Here is a 21527-nt window from a genome sequence, read left to right on the forward strand (position 1 = left end):
GAATTAAGCCGCTTTTTGAGCGTCTTTAACTAGCTTAGCTACGCGGTCAGATAGAGATGCGCCTTGACCAACCCAGTGGTTAACACGATCTAGGTCTAGACGTAGACCTTCTTCTTGACCTTGAGCAGTAGGGTTAAAGAAACCTACTTTCTCGATGAAACGGCCAGTTACAGAGTTACGGCTATCCGCAACTACGATTTGATAAAATGGGCGCTTCTTTGCACCGTGACGTGCCAAACGAATGGTTACCATGTCGTCCTCTTTGCTTTCTTAATAAAATAATTAACCCCAAGTATAAGTAAATAGCTTGGGGTCTCGTGCCAAATTAAAGCCCCGGAATTTTACTCTTATTCCGGGGCAATGCAAGGGCTTTAGCTATTTTTTCACCAACATAGCCACCGCTCACTTTCTGTGACACGGCTAACACTATGAAAAGTAACGTAGCTAAAGCTTACATTTGTAGATTATCGGCCAAACGGGTTAAAACCACCACCCATTCCGCCCATACCTCCACCGCCGCCCATCATGCCTTGCATGTTGCGCATCATGCCTTTCATTCCACCTTTCTGCATTTTCTTCATCATCTTCTGCATTTGAGTGAACTGTTTAAGCATACGGTTTACATCTTGTACTTGCGTACCAGAACCTGCAGCAATACGCTTTTTGCGTGAGCCTTTGATTAGGTCTGGGCGCTGACGCTCTTTCATTGTCATAGAGTTGATGATCGCTTCCATTTGCTTGAACATCTTGTCATCAACTTTATCTTTAACGTTGTCTGGTAGTTGAGACATGCCTGGAAGCTTATCCATCATGCCCATCATGCCGCCCATGTTTTTCATCTGACCAAGTTGCTCACGGAAGTCTTCAAGGTCAAAGCCTTTCTTCTCTTTGAACTTCTTAGCCAGTTTCTCTGCTTTCTCGGTATCAACGTTTTTCTGTAGGTCTTCAATAAGAGACAGTACGTCGCCCATACCAAGGATACGAGAAGCAACACGATCTGGGTGGAATGGTTCTAGTGCGTCAGTCTTTTCACCAACACCTAAGAATTTAATCGGCTTACCTGTGATGTGACGAACAGACAGTGCAGCACCACCACGCGCGTCACCATCCACTTTCGTTAAGATAACACCGGTTAGTGGTAGCGTATCGCCAAAGGCTTTTGCAGTATTCGCAGCATCTTGACCTGTCATAGCATCAACAACGAACAGCGTCTCTACTGGTTTAATGGCAGTATGAAGCTCTTTGATTTCACCCATCATCTCTTCATCGATAGCCAAACGACCGGCAGTATCGACAATTAGCACATCGTAGAATTTCTTCTTCGCGTGGTCGATTGCAGCGTTTGCAATATCAAGAGGCTTTTGGTCAGCTGAAGATGGGAAGAAGTCGACACCCACATCGCTTGCTAAGGTTTCAAGCTGTTTGATCGCGGCTGGACGGTAAACGTCGGCAGACACAACCAAAACTTTCTTCTTATCACGCTCAGTCAGGAGCTTAGATAGCTTACCTACCGATGTGGTTTTACCCGCACCTTGTAGACCCGCCATTAAGATAACTGCTGGCGGTTGTGCTGCTAGGTCAAGAGCCTCGTTAGACTCTCCCATCACAGCTTCAAGTTCAGCTTGAACGATCTTAATGAATTCTTGACCCGGTGTGAGAGATTTAGAAACCTCGACACCCACAGCGCCTTCTTTTACGCGCTTAACAAAATCACGGACAACTGGCAGTGCAACGTCGGCTTCAAGTAGCGCCATACGTACTTCACGCAGCGTCTCTTTAATATTGTCTTCGGTCAGGCGACCTTTACCGCTGATGTTTTTCAGCGTTTTGGATAGACGATCCGTTAAATTATCAAACATAGTTTTCTCTTCGCTCAAAACTGCGACTATTACTGTGAGTATACATTAGCGCGGATTAGAGTCATACCCGTTGTGGAGCGTTAATCATCCACGCATGTGATGTGAGACATTATTCACTTGGAATTGAATGAGGTTCACCATAGCCCCAAAGAGCGATGCGAGGTATAATTCGCCAATTAGTAATCATTTAAATGGATACCATGGACAGTCTTATTGCGATCGCAGCAGCCTTTCTTTATACAATGGCGATTTTCACGATCATTCCAGGTCTCGTGCACCAAACAGGAATCCGTGTAAAAACGGTGTTTATCAGCGCATTACTTGCTTTAGCTTTCCATGCTTGGTTGCTTGGCGATTTAATCTTTAATGCCAGTGGTCAAAACCTCAGTATCTTAAACGTTGCTTCTTTAATCAGTTTAATCATATCTGTGGTCATGAGCGGTGCTATGCTCAAAACCCGTTTGTGGTTCATCTTACCTGTTGTTTATAGCTTCGCTGCTCTAAATCTAATGGCTGCCACTTTTCTTCCTAGCACCTTCATCAAACACTTAGAGAATGACCCAAAGCTGTTGCTACACATATCTTTAGCTCTGTTCTCATACGCGACACTTACCATCGGTGCGCTATACGCTATGCAACTCGCGTGGCTAGATCACAAACTTAAAAAGAAAAAAGCCTTAGTGATAAACCCTAACCTACCTCCTTTAATGATGGTGGAAAGACAGCTTTTCAAGATCATTTTAATCGGTAATGGTTTGTTAACAGGTACTTTATTAACTGGACTTATCTTCGTACAAGATATGTTTGCTCAAGGTAAAGCACATAAAGCAGTATTGTCTTTTATAGCTTGGGTCATCTATTCCATCCTTCTTTGGGGTCACTATCAAAAAGGTTGGCGTGGGCAAAAAGTTACATGGTTTGCCCTTGCGGGTGCCACCATGCTCACATTAGCTTACTTCGGTAGCCGCTTCGTTCAGGAAATAATCCTGAATTAATCTGGATAATGAAGGCAAGGTCTCACACACCTTGCCTTTAAAATATTGAGTACGATACATTCAATTGACATCTCGACCATGTTCGGTCATAAATTAATCAAGATACACAAAAAGGAAAAGAATAGTTTTGGACGACATATCAACGGGTATCTTATTTGCGCTACTCGCGTGTCTCATTGTAATTTCTGGTTATTTCTCTGGTTCCGAAACGGGCATGATGTCCTTGAACCGCTACCGTTTAAAACACTTGGCCAATACGGGTCATAAAGGTGCCAAACGCGTAGAAAAACTTCTAAGTCGCCCAGACAGATTGATTGGCCTTATTCTCATCGGCAACAATCTCGTCAATATTCTTGCATCCGCGATCGCGACTATTCTTGGTATGCGTATCTACGGCGATATCGGTGTTGCAATCGCAACCGGAGCCCTGACCCTAGTGATCCTCGTGTTTGCTGAGGTTACACCAAAAACAATCGCTTCTCTTTTCCCTGAACGAGTTTCTTACGCCAGCAGTATTCTATTAATAATACTGATGAAGGTGCTATCTCCATTGGTTATCTTGGTCAACTTTATTACCAATGGCTTCATTCGTATCTTAGGCGTTAAAGCTAACCATGATGCAACCGATCATCTAAGCTCAGAAGAACTCAGAACCGTAGTAAATGAAGCGGGTAGCCTAATACCACAGCGTCACCAAGATATGTTGGTGTCTATTCTCGATTTAGAACACGTCACCGTAAATGACATAATGGTGCCACGTAACGAGATCACTGGCATCGACATCAATGATGATTGGAAATCGATCGTGCGTCAGCTCACTCATTCACCTCATGGTCGCATCGTGTTGTACCGTGATCAGATAGATGAAGTGGTTGGCATGCTGAGGCTACGTGAAGCTTATCGCTTGATGCTCGAAAAGAACGAATTCAATAAAGAGACCCTGCTGCGTGCTGCAGATGAGATCTACTTTATTCCGGAAGCGACACCGCTTAACACCCAACTGCTTAAATTCCAACGCAACAAACAGCGTATCGGTTTGATTGTTGATGAGTATGGCGATATTAACGGTTTGGTTACCCTCGAAGATATTCTCGAAGAGATCGTGGGCGAATTTACGACTTCAATCGCACCAAGTTTATCTGAAGAGATTACACCGCAAAGCGATGGTAGCTTCTTGATTGAAGGTAGCGCTAATATCCGAGATATCAACAAAGGTTTGCAGTGGGCACTACCTACCGATGGACCAAGAACACTTAATGGTTTGATACTGGAGCATCTTGAAGATATTCCAGAGAGTCACCTGAGTGTTCAGGTTGCCAGCCATCCAATGGAAATTGTTGAGCTCGAAGAGAATCGCATCAAGCTGGTGCGTGTGTTTCCGCAGATCGTAAACGGATAGAGCCGACTCATTATATGAGAGTAACCCACTGAGTAACCAACTAAGTCCTTCTACAACAAAAGGCCCGGTTCATTGAACCGGGCCTTTTAGTATCTAACTCGCTCTGTCTCTAGATTGAAATGTATCTAGAGTGAAGCGCATCTAAAGTAAAGAAAAGTGATTAGTCGATTTTAAGCTCTTGAAGCATCGACTCTGGCAATGCCAGTTCATCATTTTTGTTTACTGAAATACCGGTAGCGATGATTGCATTCGCAATCTCTTTAGCTTCATCTAAGGAATGCATTGCCGCAGTACCACACTGGTATTCGTTCAACTCAGGGATCTTATTCTGGTTCTCAACTTTCAGTACGTCTTGCATAGCCGCTAACCAAGCTTCAGCCACTTGCTGCTCTGAAGGCGTACCAATCAAGCTCATATAGAAACCGGTACGACAACCCATAGGCGAAATATCAATGATCTCAACCGCAGAGCCATTGAGGTGAGCACGCATGAACCCAGCGTATAGGTGCTCGAGAGTATGAATACCTCTCTCAGATAGGATATCTTTGTTTGGTGCAGTAAAACGCAGGTCAAATACCGTAATGGTATCCCCTTTTGGGGTTTGCATTGTTTTAGCAACACGAACTGCAGGTGCGTTCATGCGCGTGTGATCAACAGTAAAACTATCTAATAAAGGCATTGCTATTCTCCATGACGATTGGCTTTAAAAAAACCAACTTCGATTGTCTTCTAGTTCTTTTCGGCACTGTTTAAGTTGCCATCCATAATCTTTTGCTTGCTGTTCGACTTTGCGAGCCACCTTAATCAACGATGGTTTGCTGTTGTATGATTTGCGCTTATAGCCACCACGGCCTTCATGATAAGCCAGATATTGGTTATACGGGTCCCATAATGAGATTCCTAACTGACGGCGCGTCTCGCTGGTGTACCAACCAATGAACATTAATGCATCATCAAAATTGGTTCTCGAACCACCATTATTGGTCGCTTTTTGAAAGTCTTCCCAAGCAGGGTCTTGAGCTTGTGCATAGCCGTAGGCACTACTGACTCTTCCCCACGGTATAAAGCCAAGAATATAATCTTTTGGTGGACGCGCATCATGCCGAAAGCTGCTCTCTTGTTTAACAAAAGCCATCGCGACGTTAATCGGTGTGCCCCACTCATCTTGCATATCGACCGCATCTTCATACCAAGAAGGGTGCTCTCTGAAGATGCTGCATATATTATTTTGCTGCTTAGGAGGAGGCGTCGCACATCCAACCAATAGACTAGAGACAATACCAACAGTCACGACAGGTAACCATTTTCCACCCACATGAGTAGACTGACCTAATAAGGTTTGCTTCCTTTCCACCAAAGTCTCGCTATGCTTTTAAATATGAAAAATAGTCCGTTAAGAAACTATCAAAATCTTGAGTGCTCGCTTCTTCACTTTGCTGTTGAGCAATGACAGAGCGTTGAACTTCCGCTTCCATTAACTCAGCAGAATAAACTTTATATTGGTGTGCCTTGTGTTGCTGAGCATACGTTTTTCCTAACGCACAACCCACTTTACCCAAACCACCCAATTTCTTGGTCTCTTCTAATAACTGGCCAGAAATGGTCAACTCTGGGTTATCAATCCAGGCTTCAAGCGTATCGCACGTTTCTTGGTATGCACGACCACCTTGCTCAGCATCCATCAACTCAGCGATAACTCGAAGATCTTTGAATACATTTTTAGCCCAGTCTTGCAGAGACAGTCTTTCGCCATCACAACCAATCTTGAGCTCTAAACCAACCTGACGACCTTCTAAGATCACCTTATTCCAGTTATCGCGCCAGCATTCAAGCTCGCAGTTATCCATCTCAGCAGAGTCTGATAACACGCTCCACGTTAGGAATAAATCTAAGAAGCGAACTTGCTGTTCATTGATGCCAATTGAACTGAATGGGTTTACGTCTAAAGAGCGAACCTCGATGTACTCAACGCCAGCACGAGCCAGTGCTTCAGATGGTTTCTCGCCACTTTTCGCCACACGCTTAGGACGGATTGGAGCATAAAGCTCATTCTCAATTTGCAGTACGTTGCTATTTAGTTGACGGTATTCCCCATCAACCTTAGTGCCAATCTCAGCGAATTCTTCTGATGGTGTGCGAATCGCTTGATTCAAACCTTCAAGGTATTGGTCTAGGCTGTTGAAGCCAATCTTCAGTACACTTTGCGCACTGTTGGTGTAACCAAGGTCACTTAAGCGCAATGCCGTTGCTTTGGGTAGATACAGTGTTTCTCCAACCTTTTCAAAAGGTAGGTTGGTTTCTCTTCCTTTGATAAAAGAAGAACATAGCGCAGGTGAAGCACCGAAGAAGTATGGGATTAACCAACCAAAGCGGTAGTAATTACGAATCAAACCGAAGTACGCATCTGATTTAGCTTCGCAACGCGCTTCTTCGGTTTGCTCTCCAAACAGACTGTCCCAAAAGCTTTCTGGGAAAGAGAAGTTGAAGTGAACACCCGAAATAATCTGCATCAGACTACCGTAGCGACGCTTTAGGCCTTCACGATATAGCGTCTTCATCTTACCGTTGTTAGAAGTACCGTATTGCGCAAGCTGAATGTAATCTTCACTCCCCACATAACAAGGCATAGAGAGTGGCCACAGCTTTTCGCCGTCTAACTTGGTTTGAGTGAAGTGATGGATATCAGACAACTGATTCAAAAGCGTCGGAACGTCGTTAGAAACAGGCGTGATAAACTCCAGTAGCGACTCAGAGAAATCGGTCGTTACCCATTCGTTCATCAACGCAGATCCTAAAGCCTTAGGGTGCGGCCCAGTAGCAAGATGCCCATCTTCCGTGTAGCGCAATGTTTCCCTTTCAACACCACGACCAAATTGAGAGAAGGTCTTAGGGTTGGTTGCAACTTGCTTTAGTCGCGCAGCAAAATCAGTCAAAATTCTGTTCACTTATCTTATATTGTTCTTATTAGAACTATCATAAATTAGGTTGGAGGAGAAAAGTAGAATCTCCTCCCTCCCCCTTTAATGTGTACTCTAACGAATGATTTCAAGCTCTTCTATTGGAATATCTAACTTTTCTAATTGAGGGCGCAGCGAAGTCGCGTCACCAACAACAATTATTTGATAATCATTCGGGTCAAACCATTTCTTCGAGAGCTCATTTAAAGTCTCTTTTGAAACCGTTTCTACTATCTGGTTGCGCTGCTGTAGGTAGTCTTCATCAAGGCTTAGCGTAACAATATTACTCAACAATCCAGCCTTTTGACTTGGTGTTTCGTATTTAAGCGCATCTTGTTGACCGACGGCAAGGCGCATAAATTTCACCTCTTCGTCAGTTAATCCACTCTGACTAAATTCATTTAGCTCAGCAATAAACTCTTGAATTGATGGAACCGTCGCATTGGCTCTAACTTGAGCACTAAACACTACCGCACCAGTTTCACGCGTACTCGCAAAGTAACCGCTTGCACCGTAAGTGTAGGCCTTGTCTTCACGCAGGTTCTGGTTGATACGGCTATTGAAGTTACCGGCTAAATTAAAGTTAGCCAATTGACTTAAATACAATTCACCGGTCGCATCAAACGGTAACCCTTTACGAACTAAGCGTACAATACTTTGTGGTGCTCCCGGCTTATCCACTAAGTACAAGTTCTGCCCCGAAAGCTCCTTGATGATCTGTGGACGAGTGAGTGGTGCAGCGTCACCTTGCCATTCTTCAAAGAACTGAAGCTGCTTTCCAACCTCCTCCTTCGAGATGTCCCCTACAATAACAATATTAGCTCCCTCAGGAGTATAGTGCTGACTGTAAAACAGTTTTACATCGTCTAGAGTTAACGATTCTAGAGAGTCCTTGGTGCCACCACTCGCTCGACCAAAAATACTGCTACCGAACAACACTTCTCGGGTTGCTTGAGAAGCCATCCAGCTCGGTTGTTGATGCTTGTACACTACGCCTTCTAACATCTGACTCTTAACGCGTTCGAAATCTTGAACATCAAACTTAGGCTCGAATAGAACTTCTTGCACGATCGCTAAGGTTTGAGGCAGGTTTTTATCTAACGTCGAGACTGAAATATCTGTGGTATAACTGCCAGCACTAATGCTAACGCTACTACCCAGCTTATCTAAGGTCGCCTGTAACTCTTCAACCGTTCGTTTAGTCGAACCTTCTTCCATCATTGATGCAGTTAGGTTCGCCAAACCCTCTTGACCTTTACCAACATAGCGCTCACCCGCAGGGAGTTGAATTTGTAGCTGCACTGTCGGCGTTTCGCTGGTCACAGTACCAATCAAGTCAGTACCATTAGCAAAATGCATGCGATACAGCTCAGGCATAGTCGCTTCAACACCAAAGTTCACTTCGGGCATCACGCTGCGATCAAATGTGTTCGGTGCCTTTCTGAAATCCAATTGTTCTTCTGTCACCTTGCTGTATTCAGGAAGGGTACGAGCAGGAGTGCTAAATGTAGCCTCGCGAACCGCTAAGTCGAGTTTTTTCTTAGGAACCACACTCAAGGTAACCTTGTGCTTACCTTCGATAAAATCTTGGTACGCCTTGCTTACGCTTTCAGGGGTAACAGCTCGGATTTGATCGAGTTGTGATTCAATACGATCAGGCTGGCCATAGAAGGTTTGATTTGACGCGAGCTGTGAAACCTTGCCTCTAACACTTTGCAGTGCAAACACCGCATTCGCTTCAGCCATGCCGGTAATTTGATCTAGACGATCTTGTTCCACACCGCCTTTCGAAAATTGTTCTAGGGTTTCCATCAGTTCTTTATTTAGAACCGTCAAATCCCCCTTTTCACCTGAGTCACCCATCGCATAGACATACATAGTACAAGCGAGCTCAGCACAATCGTGGAAAGAGCCTGCACTCACCGCTTTTTGCGTTTTTACGAGGTTTTGGTACAGATAACTGTTGGTCCCTGAACCTAACACGTTAGACAGCGCATTCAGTGAAGCTTGCGTATCTTCACCGCGGTAGGTTGTTGGCCAACCAACAAGCACCATCGGCTGACGAACGTTGTCTTCTAAGGTGATGTACTTATCTTCTGTTAGAACAGCTGGTTGCTTCTCAGCAGCCTTAACTTCCGGACCTTGAGGGATTGGTCCAAAGTACTGATTAACCCACTCTAGCGTGTCATCAACGTCGATATCACCGCCGATAGTCAGTACCGCATTATTTGGGCCGTACCAACGTAGGAAGAACGCCTTAAGGTCATTCACATCAACACGGTCTAGATCTTCCACATAACCGATTGGTTGCCATGAGTAAGGATGACCTTCAGGGTAAAGCGCTTCACCCATACGTTCCCACATCAAGCCATAAGGACGGTTTTCATAACTTTGAGCACGTTCGTTTTTAACCGTGCCTCTTTGAACTTCGAATTTCTTCTGAGAAACCGCATCCAATAAAAAACCCATTCGGTCTGATTCTAACCACAACATTTTCTCAAGTTGGTTAGATGGAACGGTTTCAAAGTAGTTAGTACGATCACGGTTAGTGGTGCCGTTTAACGAGCCACCCGCCTCGGTAATGATCTTAAAGTGCTGCTGGTCACCGACGTTCTCAGAGCCTTGGAACATCATGTGTTCGAAGAAATGAGCAAAGCCCGATTTGCCTATTTCTTCACGAGCTGAGCCGACATGATAGGTCACATCCACATGTACAAGAGGATCAGAATCATCAGGAGAAAGAATAACTGTCAGGCCGTTTTCAAGCTGATATTTGGTGTAAGGGATCACCACTTTATCTTTAGAAGGCTTAACCTCTTCTAACAGAGTGACACCTTCAGGTAACGAGGAAAAGAAGGGTGTTGAGCTAGGTACATTGTAAGAACAGCCTGCAATGGCGATAAGAGAAAATGTACCAAGTAAAACCTTTTTCATAGGTTCTCCTTAGAAAAAACCGAAGTAGATAGCAGCAAGTAAGCTGTAGCGAGCGGCTTTGCCAATCGCTATCAAAATAACGCTAGGAATAAATTTCATTCTTAACCAACCCGCGGCTAAGCACAAAGGGTCACCAATGATCGGCAACCAACTGAATAACAGTGTCCAATAGCCATAGCGGCTCAGCCAAGCCATAGCCTTATGACCATGCTTTTCAGATTGAGTTCGATTAGGCAGCCACAAACCAATCCAATAGTTGGTCAGCCCGCCTAAAGTATTACCGAGTGTCGCCAGAAGAATGATTGATGATGTTGAGAACTGTTCTAAGCTCAATGCTGCCACAAGGCTTGCTTCTGAGCCCCCTGGTAACAATGTGGCACTCAAGAAGCCACTAATGAAGAGCACCCACAGCGCCGAGTCAGAAAACCACAACGCTATGTTTTCAAAAAGAGAATTAAAGAACTCTAGCACTGCATATTAACCTTCTTGCATTTTAAGTAGTACCTTGCCTCTGGTGTGTCCGGTTTCAACCTGCCGATGCGCCGACTGTGCTTCATCTAACGGGTAGATAGTTTGAATTTCTGTTTTGAGCAATCCTACGCTAACCATGTAAAGCATAGTGTCCATTTGCTCTGGATTTGGCTCAACGAGCATACCTGAAGCAGTGAAACCCAATAATGTCGCTTTCTCGCAAATTAATTCAGCAGACAGCGTGGGCACCGTTACCACTCTCGCACCATCTTTCAAACACTTCAACGCATCAAGCGCGGTATCACCACCCACTAAATCAATCAGTACATCAACATCAGAGACTCTTTCCGATGCTGGCGCAAATTTATAGTTAATAGCATGAGCGCCTAACGTAGCAAGGTAATCAAGGTTGGCCTCGCTGCAGGTCGTGTAAACCTCAGCTTTTGCAGCCACTGCGATTTGAACCGCAAGATGACCAACGCCGCCGGCGCCCGCTAAGATGAGTACGCGATCGCCCTCTTTCACTTCCGCTTTGTTAAGCGCTTGTGCTGCGGTTTGGCTAGCGAGTGGTAAAGCTGCAGCCGCTTCTAACGCAACCGAGTCTGGGACCATACTTAATGCGACTTCTGGAACACACACATACTGGCTATAACCGCCACCTTGCAGTGGAAAACCAATAAAGCCGGCTACGTTATCACCAACAGTAAAACGCTCTGCCTGTTCGCCTAGCGTAACAATTTGCCCTGAAATATCGTAACCAGGAACCCAAGGAAGGTTGTCTTTGTTTTGTGCTGCCGCCCAACCAAGGCCTGCACGGGTTTTCACATCAATAGGATTAATGCCTGAAAAGGAAACTTTAACCACCACTTCTCCGGCCTTTGGCTCAGGAATAGCACTGGTTTGAATACTGAGGTTTTCGACGCCGCCGAATTGAGTAATCGCAATCTGTTTATTTTCCATTTCCACATTTCCTTGATTGATAGAAGCCCTGATGAGTAAGCACCCTCATTAATAAAAAGAAAGGGATGCGAAAGCATCCCTTTGACTATAAACCATTTAATAAGGCGAAGTTAACCGCTCATGCGTAAATTGACGACCAATTAACGTAACGAGCAGCATAACCAAGTAACTCATTAACCTACGAGAGCTAATAGGATACCCGCTGCAACGGCACTACCAAGTACACCCGCTACGTTCGGACCCATCGCATGCATCAACAGGAAGTTCTGAGGATTTGCCTCAAGTCCAACCTTATTCACAACACGAGCCGCCATCGGAACCGCTGATACACCAGCTGCGCCAATCAGTGGGTTAATGTCTTCTTTCGAGAAGCGGTTCAGCAGCTTCGCCATCAATACACCACCAGCCGTACCAATACTAAACGCCACCGCACCTAAACCTAAAATACCCAGAGTCTCTAAATTCAAGAAAGTATCTGCTTGAAGCTTAGAGCCAACACCTAGGCCAAGGAAAATAGTCACAACGTTAATCAGTTCGTTTTGGGCTGTTTTTGAAAGACGATCAACCACACCCGCTTCACGCATTAAGTTACCCAAACAGAACATACCTACTAGAGGGGTTGCTGAAGGTAGGAACAAAATCGTCATCAGCAGTACAGCTAGCGGGAAAAGGATCTTCTCAGCTTTGCTTACATGACGAAGTTGAGCCATCTTAATTTGGCGTTCTTCAGGAGACGTTAACGCTTTCATGATTGGTGGCTGAATAATAGGAACTAAAGCCATGTAGCTATACGCCGCTACCGCAATCGCACCTAATAGATCAGGAGATAGCTTGCTCGCCAAAAAGATCGCGGTTGGGCCATCGGCACCACCAATGATCGCAATTGACGAAGCATCTGCCATTGAGAACTCCATTCCTGGTACATAGTTCAGCAAGATCGCGCCAAATAGCGTTGCGAATATACCAAACTGAGCAGCAGCCCCGAGCCACAGTGTTTTAGGGTTAGCAATCAACGCACCAAAGTCCGTCATCGCTCCAACACCCATAAAGATCAGCAGTGGGAAAATGCCAGTTTCAATACCAATGTAGTAAACGTAGTAAAGTAAACCGCCGGGATCCGTGAATCCAGCATTTGGAATATTGGCTAATACGGCACCAAAACCAATAGGTAACAGCAGTAAAGGTTCAAACCCTTTGCGAATCGCCAAAAACAACAGTGAGCAACCAACCAACATCATACAGATCTGGCCGAACTCAAAGTTAGCAATCCCTGTTTCAGACCATAAGGTCATCAATCCTTCCATGGTACTCCCTTACGCTAAGCTTAGTAGTGGAGCGCCTACAGTAACTGCATCGCCTTCTTTAACATTCAATTCTTGAACGATACCACTGCGAGCAGCTCGTACTTCCGTTTCCATTTTCATCGCTTCTAGGATCAGCAGAACATCACCTTCGGCAACCTCTGCCCCCGCCTGAACGATGACTTTAAAGATGTTGCCTGCTAATGGAGCTGGAACTGCTTCTGCATCAGAAGCCGCAGCAGGTGCTGCTTGAGCCGCTTGTGCAGGTTTTGCTGATGGAGATACCGATGTCAGTTCACCTTGTGGGCCAACTTCAACATCATAAACTTGACCATCAACCTTCACGCTGTAGCTCTCAATGCCGCTTGCAGCAGGTTGTGGTGCAGCCGTAACAGGAGTTGCAGCTTCAGCCGTTGGTACAGGTTCAAACGCTTCAGGGTTGTGACGGTTTTTAAGGAACTTAAGACCCACTTGTGGGAATAGTGCGTACGTCAGTACATCATCAACGGTATCTTCAGCGAGTGAAATACCATCTGATTTCGCTTTTTCTAAAAGGTCAGTCGTTAATGTATCCATTTCAGACTTAAGTAAATCAGCAGGACGACACGTGATTGGCTCAGCACCATCTAACACTTTCGCTTGCAGTTCAGCATCAACCTCAGCAGGAGCTTGACCGTATTCGCCTTTCAGTAGACCCGCAGTCTCTTTAGTTATGCTCTTGTAGCGCTCACCCGTTAGAACGTTGATAACCGCTTGAGTACCGACAATCTGAGAAGTAGGTGTTACCAAAGGAATGTAACCCAATTCTTTACGTACGCGTGGGATCTCTTCGAGCACTTCGTCCATACGGTCGGCTGCGCCTTGCTCTTTAAGCTGGCCTTCCATGTTGGTTAACATGCCGCCAGGAACTTGAGCGATCAAGATTCGAGAATCGACACCTTTTAGCTGGCCTTCCCATTTCGCATACTTTTTACGTACATCACGGAAGTAAGCCGCGATTGGTTCGATTTGGTCTAGTTTGAGATTCGTGTCGCGCTCTGTGCCTTCTAGCATAGCAACAACCGTTTCGGTTGGTGTATGGCCGTAAGTACAGCTCATAGAAGAGATTGCGGTGTCTAGAATATCAATACCCGCTTCAACAGCTTTAACGGCTGTAGCGGTTGATAGACCCGTTGTCGCGTGGCTATGCAGCGCTAGAGGCACATCACAAGACGCTTTGATGCGAGTGATTAGCTCTTCCGCTTCATAAGGCTTTAATAAACCTGACATATCTTTGATGCATAGTGAATGACAACCTAGATCCTCTAGGCGCTTAGCCAAATCAACCCACGTATCTGAGTTGTGAACCGGACTGGTTGTGTAAGACAACGTACCTTGAGCGTGGCCGCCAACATCAATCGTTGCTTTCACTGCGGTTTCAAAGTTACGTACGTCATTCATCGCATCAAAAATACGGAATACGTCCATGCCGTTACTATGGGCACGTTCAACAAACTTTTCTACTACATCATCCGCGTAGTGACGGTAACCCAATAAATTTTGACCACGCAGTAGCATCTGCATTGGTGTGTTGGGCATCGCTTTTTTCAGCTCTCGTAAACGTTCCCACGGATCTTCTCCAAGAAAACGGATGCACGAATCAAACGTTGCGCCGCCCCAAGTCTCAAGTGACCAGTAACCGACTTTATCCAGTTCTGCCGCAATTGGCAGCATATCTTCGATACGCATACGAGTAGCAAATAGTGACTGGTGCGCGTCACGAAGTACCACATCTGTGATAGCTAGTGGTTTAGACATGCTCATAAACTCCTTTTTAATCCTTTAAATGCTACTTAGCAGTAGACGCACGGTATTGATGAACCGCGGCCGAAATTGCTGCCACTACCTGTGGACTAACAGCTGAAGGGTTTGATTGTGATTTTTGAATTTTTTTAGGTGCTGCGATCGGCTCCGGTACTTCTTCTGGTACCAGTTTTGACATCAACCGAACGAGGTAAACTAGAATAGTTAAGAAAATAAAGACAACGGACATCCCCGTTATCATTAGAGTCGCCGCATCTCCTAGCAGGCTTCCAATATTAGTCATGTTGCTTCCTTTCTTCGTCATCCTGACATACGTACAGGATTTCAGCGAATAGTGATCCCGACCCATGGATTATCTCGATTGGTAAAAGTTTGTCAATTTTGTTTAAGGTTCTGTTACGGATAACGCACACATAAGGTTAATTATTCGCCTATCAGATCACATAAATCTGTCAAATGAGTCATTTTTAGATATTTAAACTGTGACTTAAATGGGGCTTTTCTGAGAATTGATATGAGAAAGGTAGAATAACAAAGAAGCAATCAAGAATTACTTTAAATACAACAAGTTAAAAACACCTTAAATTTAACATTGTTGCAACAAATTTATAGCAGACATAAAAAAAGCCTCGTAAAAACGAGGCTTTCTCTAATAATGTGGTGCGCCCTGGAGGATTCGAACCTCCGACCGCCTGGTTCGTAGCCAGGTACTCTATCCAGCTGAGCTAAGGGCGCAACGGTTTTGATATTGAGCTGTTAGTTAAGGCAATAAAGCAGTTAAAACTAAACATTCAACATCAGGATTAATGAAAACCCTAAATAGTGGTGCGCCCTGGAGGATTCGAACCTCCGACCGCCTGGTTCGTAGCCAGGTACTCTATCCAGCTGAGCTAAGGGCGCAACGGTTTCGATATTAAGCATAAAGTTAAAACTAAACGTTCAACATCAGGATTAGTAAAAACCCTAAATAGTGGTGCGCCCTGGAGGATTCGAACCTCCGACCGCCTGGTTCGTAGCCAGGTACTCTATCCAGCTGAGCTAAGGGCGCAACGGTTTCGATATTAAGCATAAAGTTAAAACTAAACGTTCAACATCAGGATTAGTAAAAACCCTAAATAGTGGTGCGCCCTGGAGGATTCGAACCTCCGACCGCCTGGTTCGTAGCCAGGTACTCTATCCAGCTGAGCTAAGGGCGCAACGGTTTTGATATTGAGCATGAAGTTAAAACTAAACATTCAACATCAGGATTAATGAAAACCCTAAATAGTGGTGCGCCCTGGAGGATTCGAACCTCCGACCGCCTGGTTCGTAGCCAGGTACTCTATCCAGCTGAGCTAAGGGCGCAACGGTTTCGATATTAAGCATAAAGTTAAAACTAAACGTTCAACATCAGGATTAGTAAAAACCCTAAATAGTGGTGCGCCCTGGAGGATTCGAACCTCCGACCGCCTGGTTCGTAGCCAGGTACTCTATCCAGCTGAGCTAAGGGCGCAACGGTTTCGATATTGAGCTGTTAGTTAAGGCAATAAAGCAGTTAAAACTAAAAATTCAACATCAGGATTAATGAAAACCCTAAATAGTGGTGCGCCCTGGAGGATTCGAACCTCCGACCGCCTGGTTCGTAGCCAGGTACTCTATCCAGCTGAGCTAAGGGCGCACGGTATCTTCAAGAGAAGAAGTTGTGAAATATATCACATTCTGTTTCTACGAAACAAAAAAAAGGCCATAGGCCTGTAATGAATGGCGGTGAGGGAGGGATTCGAACCCTCGATGCGGCTACAAACCACATACTCCCTTAGCAGGGGAGCGCCTTCGGCCACTCGGCCACCTCACCTTATTCATTATTCTCGAAACACTTACAAGTAAGAGTAAAGAGAATGGTGCGCCCTGGAGGATTCGAACCTCCGACCGCCTGGTTCGTAGCCAGGTACTCTATCCAGCTGAGCTAAGGGCGCACATTGTTACTTCTGTGTTTGCTTGCAAATTCAAACGTGCAAGAAATGGCGGTGAGGGAGGGATTCGAACCCTCGATGCGGCTACAAACCACATACTCCCTTAGCAGGGGAGCGCCTTCGGCCTCTCGGCCACCTCACCGTCTTGCGGAGGCACATATTACGTTTTACCGAAAATATGTCAAACACTTTATTGAAAAAAATTGGACAAAAACACTCAACCGTTTGCTATTTAATCAAAGCGCTTGCAAATTGAACTTATAAGCTTCAAATCGCGCTTTTTCCCTTAAAAATTAAGGTGAAAGATTGGTAATAATAAACAGCCGAAAACAATTATCTAATTTATCCAGCAGCAAGTGCTACCGCTGTTTGCACAATACTACGGGATGCGTATTTGCGCCATAGGGGAAGCTAACAAATCTTGAGTTTGCGCAGACAAAATACCGTGTAATAGCGATGATCGATCCTATTTGTATTTCATAACGTCATAAAGCTCTCACTTCACCGCGTTAAGACTAACCCGTTACCACCCCATCGATGTTCAAATGCGTATTTCCATTCCCCCAAGATCAAAAAAGGCTAGCAACAGTGCTAGCCTCTTCTCTACGCAAAAGTATTAGTAGTTGCCAGGTGCAACGTTACCATTACCTTTTTCAGCTTGAATGCGCATGTAGATCTCTTCACGGTGAACAGATACTTCTTTAGGTGCGTTAACACCAATACGTACTTGGTTACCTTTAACGCCTAGTACAGTAACTGTTACTTCGTCACCAATCATCAGTGTTTCGCCAACGCGGCGAGTCAAAATTAGCATTCTTTGCTCCTTGAGTAATCTCTAAATTTATCTAGCTACGCGAGCATTATCCAACAAAAGTTATATTTTCGTAAACTATCGATTGAGTTTATTTAACCAAAATGCACTTCTTTTTTAGGATAACCCTGTGTTTCACGCGCTACGATGTATGCATTGTGTAATATGTTAGCAGCCATATCGACTTGCGTTGGTGATATCACCAAAGTTAAAGACTGCTGCTGCAATAAGTGATGCTGTACATCAATTTCGCCTTCAGACAACAATCCATGTGAACTGACCACAATTTCTTGTGTTCGGCTTCCTACCACAGTTAACAAACTAACCTGTTCACTATTACGGATTTTCTCGTCAAAAACTAGTTTTAATTTAACACTTATGTCCGGTTTGATAATGAGTGCTGCCCGTTCTGTTTCCTCGATCACACTACAGACTTCAATCCCTAATAAATGGCAATGCGACATGAGGGACGGTAAATCTTGATTCAAACACTCGACGCGAACCATATCTCTTTGAATGGCTATCCCGGCAATATCATTCAAACAGTCATTACCCGCGATAAGTGTTCCCTCGCCTTCTTCAAAGCTCGAAAGCACTCTCAATGGTACATTGTGTCGCCACGCATGTTGAACACATGGAAGGTGTAAAACCTTAGCGCCTCTACGAGCCATTTCTTCCATAGAGGGAAAGTCTAAGGTATCTAATTTCTTAGATTGCTTAACCACTCTAGGGTCGCAGGAATATACACCATCAACATCGGTATATATCTGACACTCTTTCGCTTGAAGGGCGCCTGCCAACGCAACGGCCGTGGTGTCTGAACCACCTCGCCCTAAGGTTGTGATATCACCTTTTGCATTAACGCCTTGAAAACCTGCAACAATGACAATCTGGTCATCATCTAACAGCGCTTTAATAGGAGCGGTATCAATACGCTCAATCGTCGCATTATTATGATTAGAATCGGTGTGTATTTTGGCTTGATAGCCAGTCATCGATGTCGCTTCATAACCCAACTTGTGCAACGTCATCGCCAACAAAGCCATGGAAACTTGTTCTCCAGCCGTTAACAGTACATCCAACTCTCTAGCGTTTGGTACGCTATCAACTTGTGAAGCTAAGTTAACTAACCGATTTGTTTCACCTGACATAGCAGAAACGACAACCAGGATCTGGTTCCCTTCATTTTTCGCTTCAATGATTTTTTCTGCTACATGATGGATTCGTTCAATTGAACCCACCGACGTTCCACCAAATTTCTGCACGATAAGAGGCATTTTCACCCTTCCTCACCTTCCCAAGACCAATGTCTATATATGACAAAAAAACACATACTCCGCGTCATGGCGAAGCAATAAAAAATTAACCAAGGAGTCTAACGTTACCATTAGCCTTCTTGGTTAATCTCAATCAAACCTTTTTCAAAGGTTCTTCCAATGGGCAAAATAAAAGATGCCCAATCAGTTGATTGGGCATCTTTGTATCAATTACTTAAGCTTAAAGACGCTCTTCAAGCCAAATACGTACTGATTTAAGCGCTTCAGGTAGTGCTTCAACGTCAGTACCACCCGCTTGAGCCATATCTGGACGACCGCCGCCTTTACCGCCAACTTGCTCAGCAACCATCTTAACGAGGTCACCCGCTTTAACTTTGCCGATAAGGTCTTTGGTTACGCCAGCAATTAAGCCAACTTTACCGTCTGCTACGTTCGCAATCAGGATGATGCCGCTACCCACTTGGTTTTTAGCATTATCAACCATAGTACGTAGGTTCTTGTTGTCTGCGCCTTCAATGGCAGCAACCAGTACCTTAGTACCAGAGATCTCTTCTACTTTACCCATGATGTTTGCACCTTCAGCTGCAGCCATCTTTTCTTTAAGTAGTTGGATTTCTTTCTCTAGCGATTTCGCTTTCTTAGCTGATTCAGCAAGCTTCTCTTCGTAAGCGTTAGCCTGAGCTTCTACTGCATCTAGAGCTGCTTCACCCGTTACCGCTTCAATACGACGAATACCAGCAGCGATACCACCTTCTGAAATGATCTTGAATAGACCGATATCACCCGTGTTGCTTGCGTGGATACCACCACAAAGCTCAGTAGAGAAATCGCCCATAGACAGAACGCGAACTTCATCATCGTACTTCTCGCCAAACAGTGCCATAGCACCTTTTTCTTTCGCTGACTCGATGTCCATGATGTTAGTTTCAATCACATGGTTCTTACGAACTTGTGCGTTAACTAGACGCTCTACTTCTTTAATCTGTGCTGGTGTTACCGCTTCAAGGTTAGAGAAGTCAAAACGTAGGTTATCTGGCTTAACTAAAGAACCTTTCTGAGCAACGTGCTCACCTAGCACTTCGCGCAATGCAGAGTGAAGTAAGTGAGTTGCAGAGTGGTTTAGTGAGATAGCAGCACGACGCTCAGCATCAACGCGCGCTTCTACTTTATCACCTTGAGCAAATACGCCTTCAACGAGCTCACCGTGGTGTGCAAATGCATTACCTAGCTTCTGAGTATCTTGTACTTTGAATAGACCCGACGCAGTGCTTAGCGTACCCGCGTCACCACATTGACCACCTGACTCAGCGTAGAATGGTGTCTCTTCAAGGATGATGATTGCTTTGTCGCCAGCCGATAGTGAAGATACTTCTTCGCCGTCAACGAATAACGCAGAAATTTCACCCGCACCTTCAGTACCTGTGTAACCACAGAACTCAGTGTTAGTGTCTACTTTGATCGTTGCGTTGTAATCAGTACCGAACTGACCCGCTTCACGTGCACGCTTACGCTGTGCTTCCATCGCCTTCTCAAAGCCTTCTTCATCGATAGTAAAGTCGCGTTCGCGAGCTACATCGTTAGTAAGGTCAGCTGGGAAGCCGTATGTGTCGTAAAGTTTAAATACTGTTTCACCGTCAAGCTCTTTGCCTTCAAGTGCGTCTAATGCGTCGTTAAGGATAACCATGCCGCGCTCTAGCGTGCGACCAAAGTTCTCTTCTTCTATGCGAAGTACTTTTTCAACAAGCTCTTGCTGTTTCTTAAGCTCTTCAGCTGCAGAACCCATCACTTCAGCCAGTACACCCACAAGTTTGTGGAAGAACACGCCTTGTGCACCAATCTTGTTACCGTGACGCACTGCACGACGAATAATACGACGTAGAACGTAGCCACGACCTTCGTTTGAAGGCATTACGCCATCAGCGATTAGGAATGAACAAGAACGGATGTGGTCAGCGATAACGCGCAGCGATTGGTTCGATAGGTCGTCGTGACCGACTACTTCTGCTGTCGCTTTGATTAGCTTTTGGAATACATCAATTTCGTAGTTAGAGTGAACACCCTGCATGATTGCAGAGATACGCTCAATACCCATACCAGTATCTACAGCTGGCTTAGGTAGCGGTTCCATAGTGCCGTCAGCGTGACGGTTGAACTGCATGAATACGTTGTTCCAAATCTCGATGAAACGGTCACCATCTTCTTCAGGTGTACCAGGGCGGCCGCCCCAAATGTGCTCACCGTGATCGTAGAAGATTTCAGTACATGGACCACAAGGACCTGTGTCACCCATTGTCCAGAAGTTATCAGATTCAAACTTCTTGCCACCTTCTTTGTCGCCGATGCGAACAATCTTGTCAGCTGGGATGCCCACTTTCTTGTTCCAGATTTCGAATGCTTCGTCATCTGTCTCGTAAACCGTTACTAACAGGCGATCTTTTGGCAGACCGAGTGTTTCAGTCAGGAATTCCCAAGCAAAGCCAATCGCTTCTTCTTTGAAGTAGTCGCCAAAGCTGAAGTTGCCTAACATTTCGAAGAACGTGTGGTGACGAGCCGTGAAACCTACGTTTTCAAGGTCATTGTGTTTACCACCCGCACGTACACAACGCTGAGCCGTAGTTGCTCGAGTGTAGGCACGTTTTTCGGCGCCTAAGAAGCAATCTTTGAATTGGTTCATGCCTGCATTAGTAAATAGCAGGGTTGGATCGTTATGTGGAACTAACGATGAACTGTCTACGATTTGGTGTTCTTTGCTCTCAAAGAACTTAAGGAACGCGTTGCGAACCTCATCAGTGCTCATGTACATGCAGC

General features: G+C 45.1%; 16 protein-coding genes and 10 tRNA genes. 2 read left to right on the plus strand and 24 right to left on the minus strand.

Annotated elements, in window-relative coordinates; genetic code table 11:
- Positions 1–3: 3 nt before the first annotated feature.
- Both rpsP and ffh read right to left on the minus strand, forming a co-directional pair.
- Positions 4–252, minus strand: coding sequence for a 30S ribosomal protein S16 (rpsP, locus tag OCV30_RS12740; protein WP_004735508.1), 249 nt, complete (start codon positions 250–252; stop codon positions 4–6).
- A gap of 212 nt (positions 253–464) precedes the next feature.
- The gene (gene ffh, locus OCV30_RS12745; RefSeq protein WP_004735506.1) at positions 465–1859 is read right to left on the minus strand and encodes a signal recognition particle protein; all 1395 of its coding nucleotides are present in this window, start codon (positions 1857–1859) and stop codon (positions 465–467) included.
- Between the two features lie 200 nt (positions 1860–2059).
- On the opposite strand from ffh, the gene OCV30_RS12750 reads away from it, so the two are divergent.
- Positions 2060–2854 (plus strand): cytochrome C assembly family protein, encoded by a 795-nt coding sequence (locus tag OCV30_RS12750; protein ID WP_065678058.1) that lies wholly within the window; start codon positions 2060–2062, stop codon positions 2852–2854.
- A gap of 127 nt (positions 2855–2981) precedes the next feature.
- On the plus strand, positions 2982–4253 hold the full coding sequence (locus tag OCV30_RS12755) for an HlyC/CorC family transporter (RefSeq protein WP_009847611.1): 1272 nt from the start codon (positions 2982–2984) through the stop codon (positions 4251–4253).
- 160 nt (positions 4254–4413) lie between these two features.
- Here OCV30_RS12755 and luxS read toward each other — a convergent pair whose 3' ends face one another.
- The 22 genes from luxS to alaS form a co-directional block, all read right to left on the minus strand.
- Positions 4414–4932: an S-ribosylhomocysteine lyase gene (gene luxS / locus OCV30_RS12760; protein ID WP_009847612.1), complete on the minus strand. Its 519-nt coding sequence runs from the start codon at positions 4930–4932 to the stop codon at positions 4414–4416.
- Positions 4933–4956: 24 nt separating this feature from the next.
- Positions 4957–5607 carry a transglycosylase SLT domain-containing protein gene (locus OCV30_RS12765; RefSeq protein ID WP_083994557.1) on the minus strand — a complete coding sequence of 217 codons (651 nt, stop codon included), beginning with the start codon at positions 5605–5607 and terminating at the stop codon, positions 4957–4959.
- Between the two features lie 10 nt (positions 5608–5617).
- Complete coding sequence (gshA, locus tag OCV30_RS12770) at positions 5618–7186, minus strand: glutamate--cysteine ligase (RefSeq protein ID WP_009847614.1); 1569 nt, start codon at positions 7184–7186, stop codon at positions 5618–5620.
- Between the two features lie 99 nt (positions 7187–7285).
- Complete coding sequence (locus tag OCV30_RS12775) at positions 7286–10144, minus strand: M16 family metallopeptidase (protein ID WP_065678057.1); 2859 nt, start codon at positions 10142–10144, stop codon at positions 7286–7288.
- A 9-nt stretch (positions 10145–10153) separates the two neighbouring features.
- Complete coding sequence (locus OCV30_RS12780) at positions 10154–10615, minus strand: YqaA family protein (protein ID WP_017097357.1); 462 nt, start codon at positions 10613–10615, stop codon at positions 10154–10156.
- Positions 10616–10621: 6 nt separating this feature from the next.
- Positions 10622–11575: an NADP-dependent oxidoreductase gene (locus tag OCV30_RS12785; RefSeq protein ID WP_065678056.1), complete on the minus strand. Its 954-nt coding sequence runs from the start codon at positions 11573–11575 to the stop codon at positions 10622–10624.
- Between the two features lie 173 nt (positions 11576–11748).
- On the minus strand, positions 11749–12879 hold the full coding sequence (locus OCV30_RS12790) for a sodium ion-translocating decarboxylase subunit beta (RefSeq protein WP_009847617.1): 1131 nt from the start codon (positions 12877–12879) through the stop codon (positions 11749–11751).
- A gap of 9 nt (positions 12880–12888) precedes the next feature.
- A complete protein-coding gene (oadA, locus tag OCV30_RS12795; RefSeq protein WP_065678055.1) occupies positions 12889–14673 on the minus strand; it encodes a sodium-extruding oxaloacetate decarboxylase subunit alpha in 1785 nt (594 codons plus the stop codon).
- 31 nt (positions 14674–14704) lie between these two features.
- Positions 14705–14962 (minus strand): oxaloacetate decarboxylase subunit gamma, encoded by a 258-nt coding sequence (locus OCV30_RS12800; protein ID WP_004741884.1) that lies wholly within the window; start codon positions 14960–14962, stop codon positions 14705–14707.
- A 375-nt stretch (positions 14963–15337) separates the two neighbouring features.
- A tRNA-Arg gene (locus OCV30_RS12805) sits at positions 15338–15414 on the minus strand.
- Between the two features lie 88 nt (positions 15415–15502).
- Positions 15503–15579 (minus strand) — tRNA-Arg (locus OCV30_RS12810).
- 71 nt (positions 15580–15650) lie between these two features.
- Positions 15651–15727: transfer RNA gene (locus OCV30_RS12815), tRNA-Arg, on the minus strand.
- Positions 15728–15798: 71 nt separating this feature from the next.
- A tRNA-Arg gene (locus tag OCV30_RS12820) sits at positions 15799–15875 on the minus strand.
- 71 nt (positions 15876–15946) lie between these two features.
- A tRNA-Arg gene (locus OCV30_RS12825) sits at positions 15947–16023 on the minus strand.
- A gap of 71 nt (positions 16024–16094) precedes the next feature.
- Positions 16095–16171: transfer RNA gene (locus tag OCV30_RS12830), tRNA-Arg, on the minus strand.
- Positions 16172–16259: 88 nt separating this feature from the next.
- Positions 16260–16336 (minus strand) — tRNA-Arg (locus OCV30_RS12835).
- A gap of 84 nt (positions 16337–16420) precedes the next feature.
- A tRNA-Ser gene (locus tag OCV30_RS12840) sits at positions 16421–16513 on the minus strand.
- Positions 16514–16557: 44 nt separating this feature from the next.
- Positions 16558–16634, minus strand: a tRNA-Arg gene (locus OCV30_RS12845).
- A 46-nt stretch (positions 16635–16680) separates the two neighbouring features.
- Positions 16681–16773: transfer RNA gene (locus OCV30_RS12850), tRNA-Ser, on the minus strand.
- A gap of 474 nt (positions 16774–17247) precedes the next feature.
- The gene (gene csrA / locus OCV30_RS12855) at positions 17248–17445 is read right to left on the minus strand and encodes a carbon storage regulator CsrA (protein WP_009847619.1); all 198 of its coding nucleotides are present in this window, start codon (positions 17443–17445) and stop codon (positions 17248–17250) included.
- Between the two features lie 92 nt (positions 17446–17537).
- The gene (locus OCV30_RS12860) at positions 17538–18719 is read right to left on the minus strand and encodes an aspartate kinase (protein WP_083994556.1); all 1182 of its coding nucleotides are present in this window, start codon (positions 18717–18719) and stop codon (positions 17538–17540) included.
- Positions 18720–18939: 220 nt separating this feature from the next.
- Entirely contained in the window at positions 18940–21522 is a 2583-nt protein-coding gene (gene alaS / locus OCV30_RS12865) for an alanine--tRNA ligase (RefSeq protein ID WP_065678053.1), read from the minus strand.
- Between the last annotated feature and the right edge of the window lie 5 nt (positions 21523–21527).

This window comes from Vibrio atlanticus (genome assembly GCF_024347315.1).
GTDB lineage: Bacteria > Pseudomonadota > Gammaproteobacteria > Enterobacterales > Vibrionaceae > Vibrio > Vibrio atlanticus.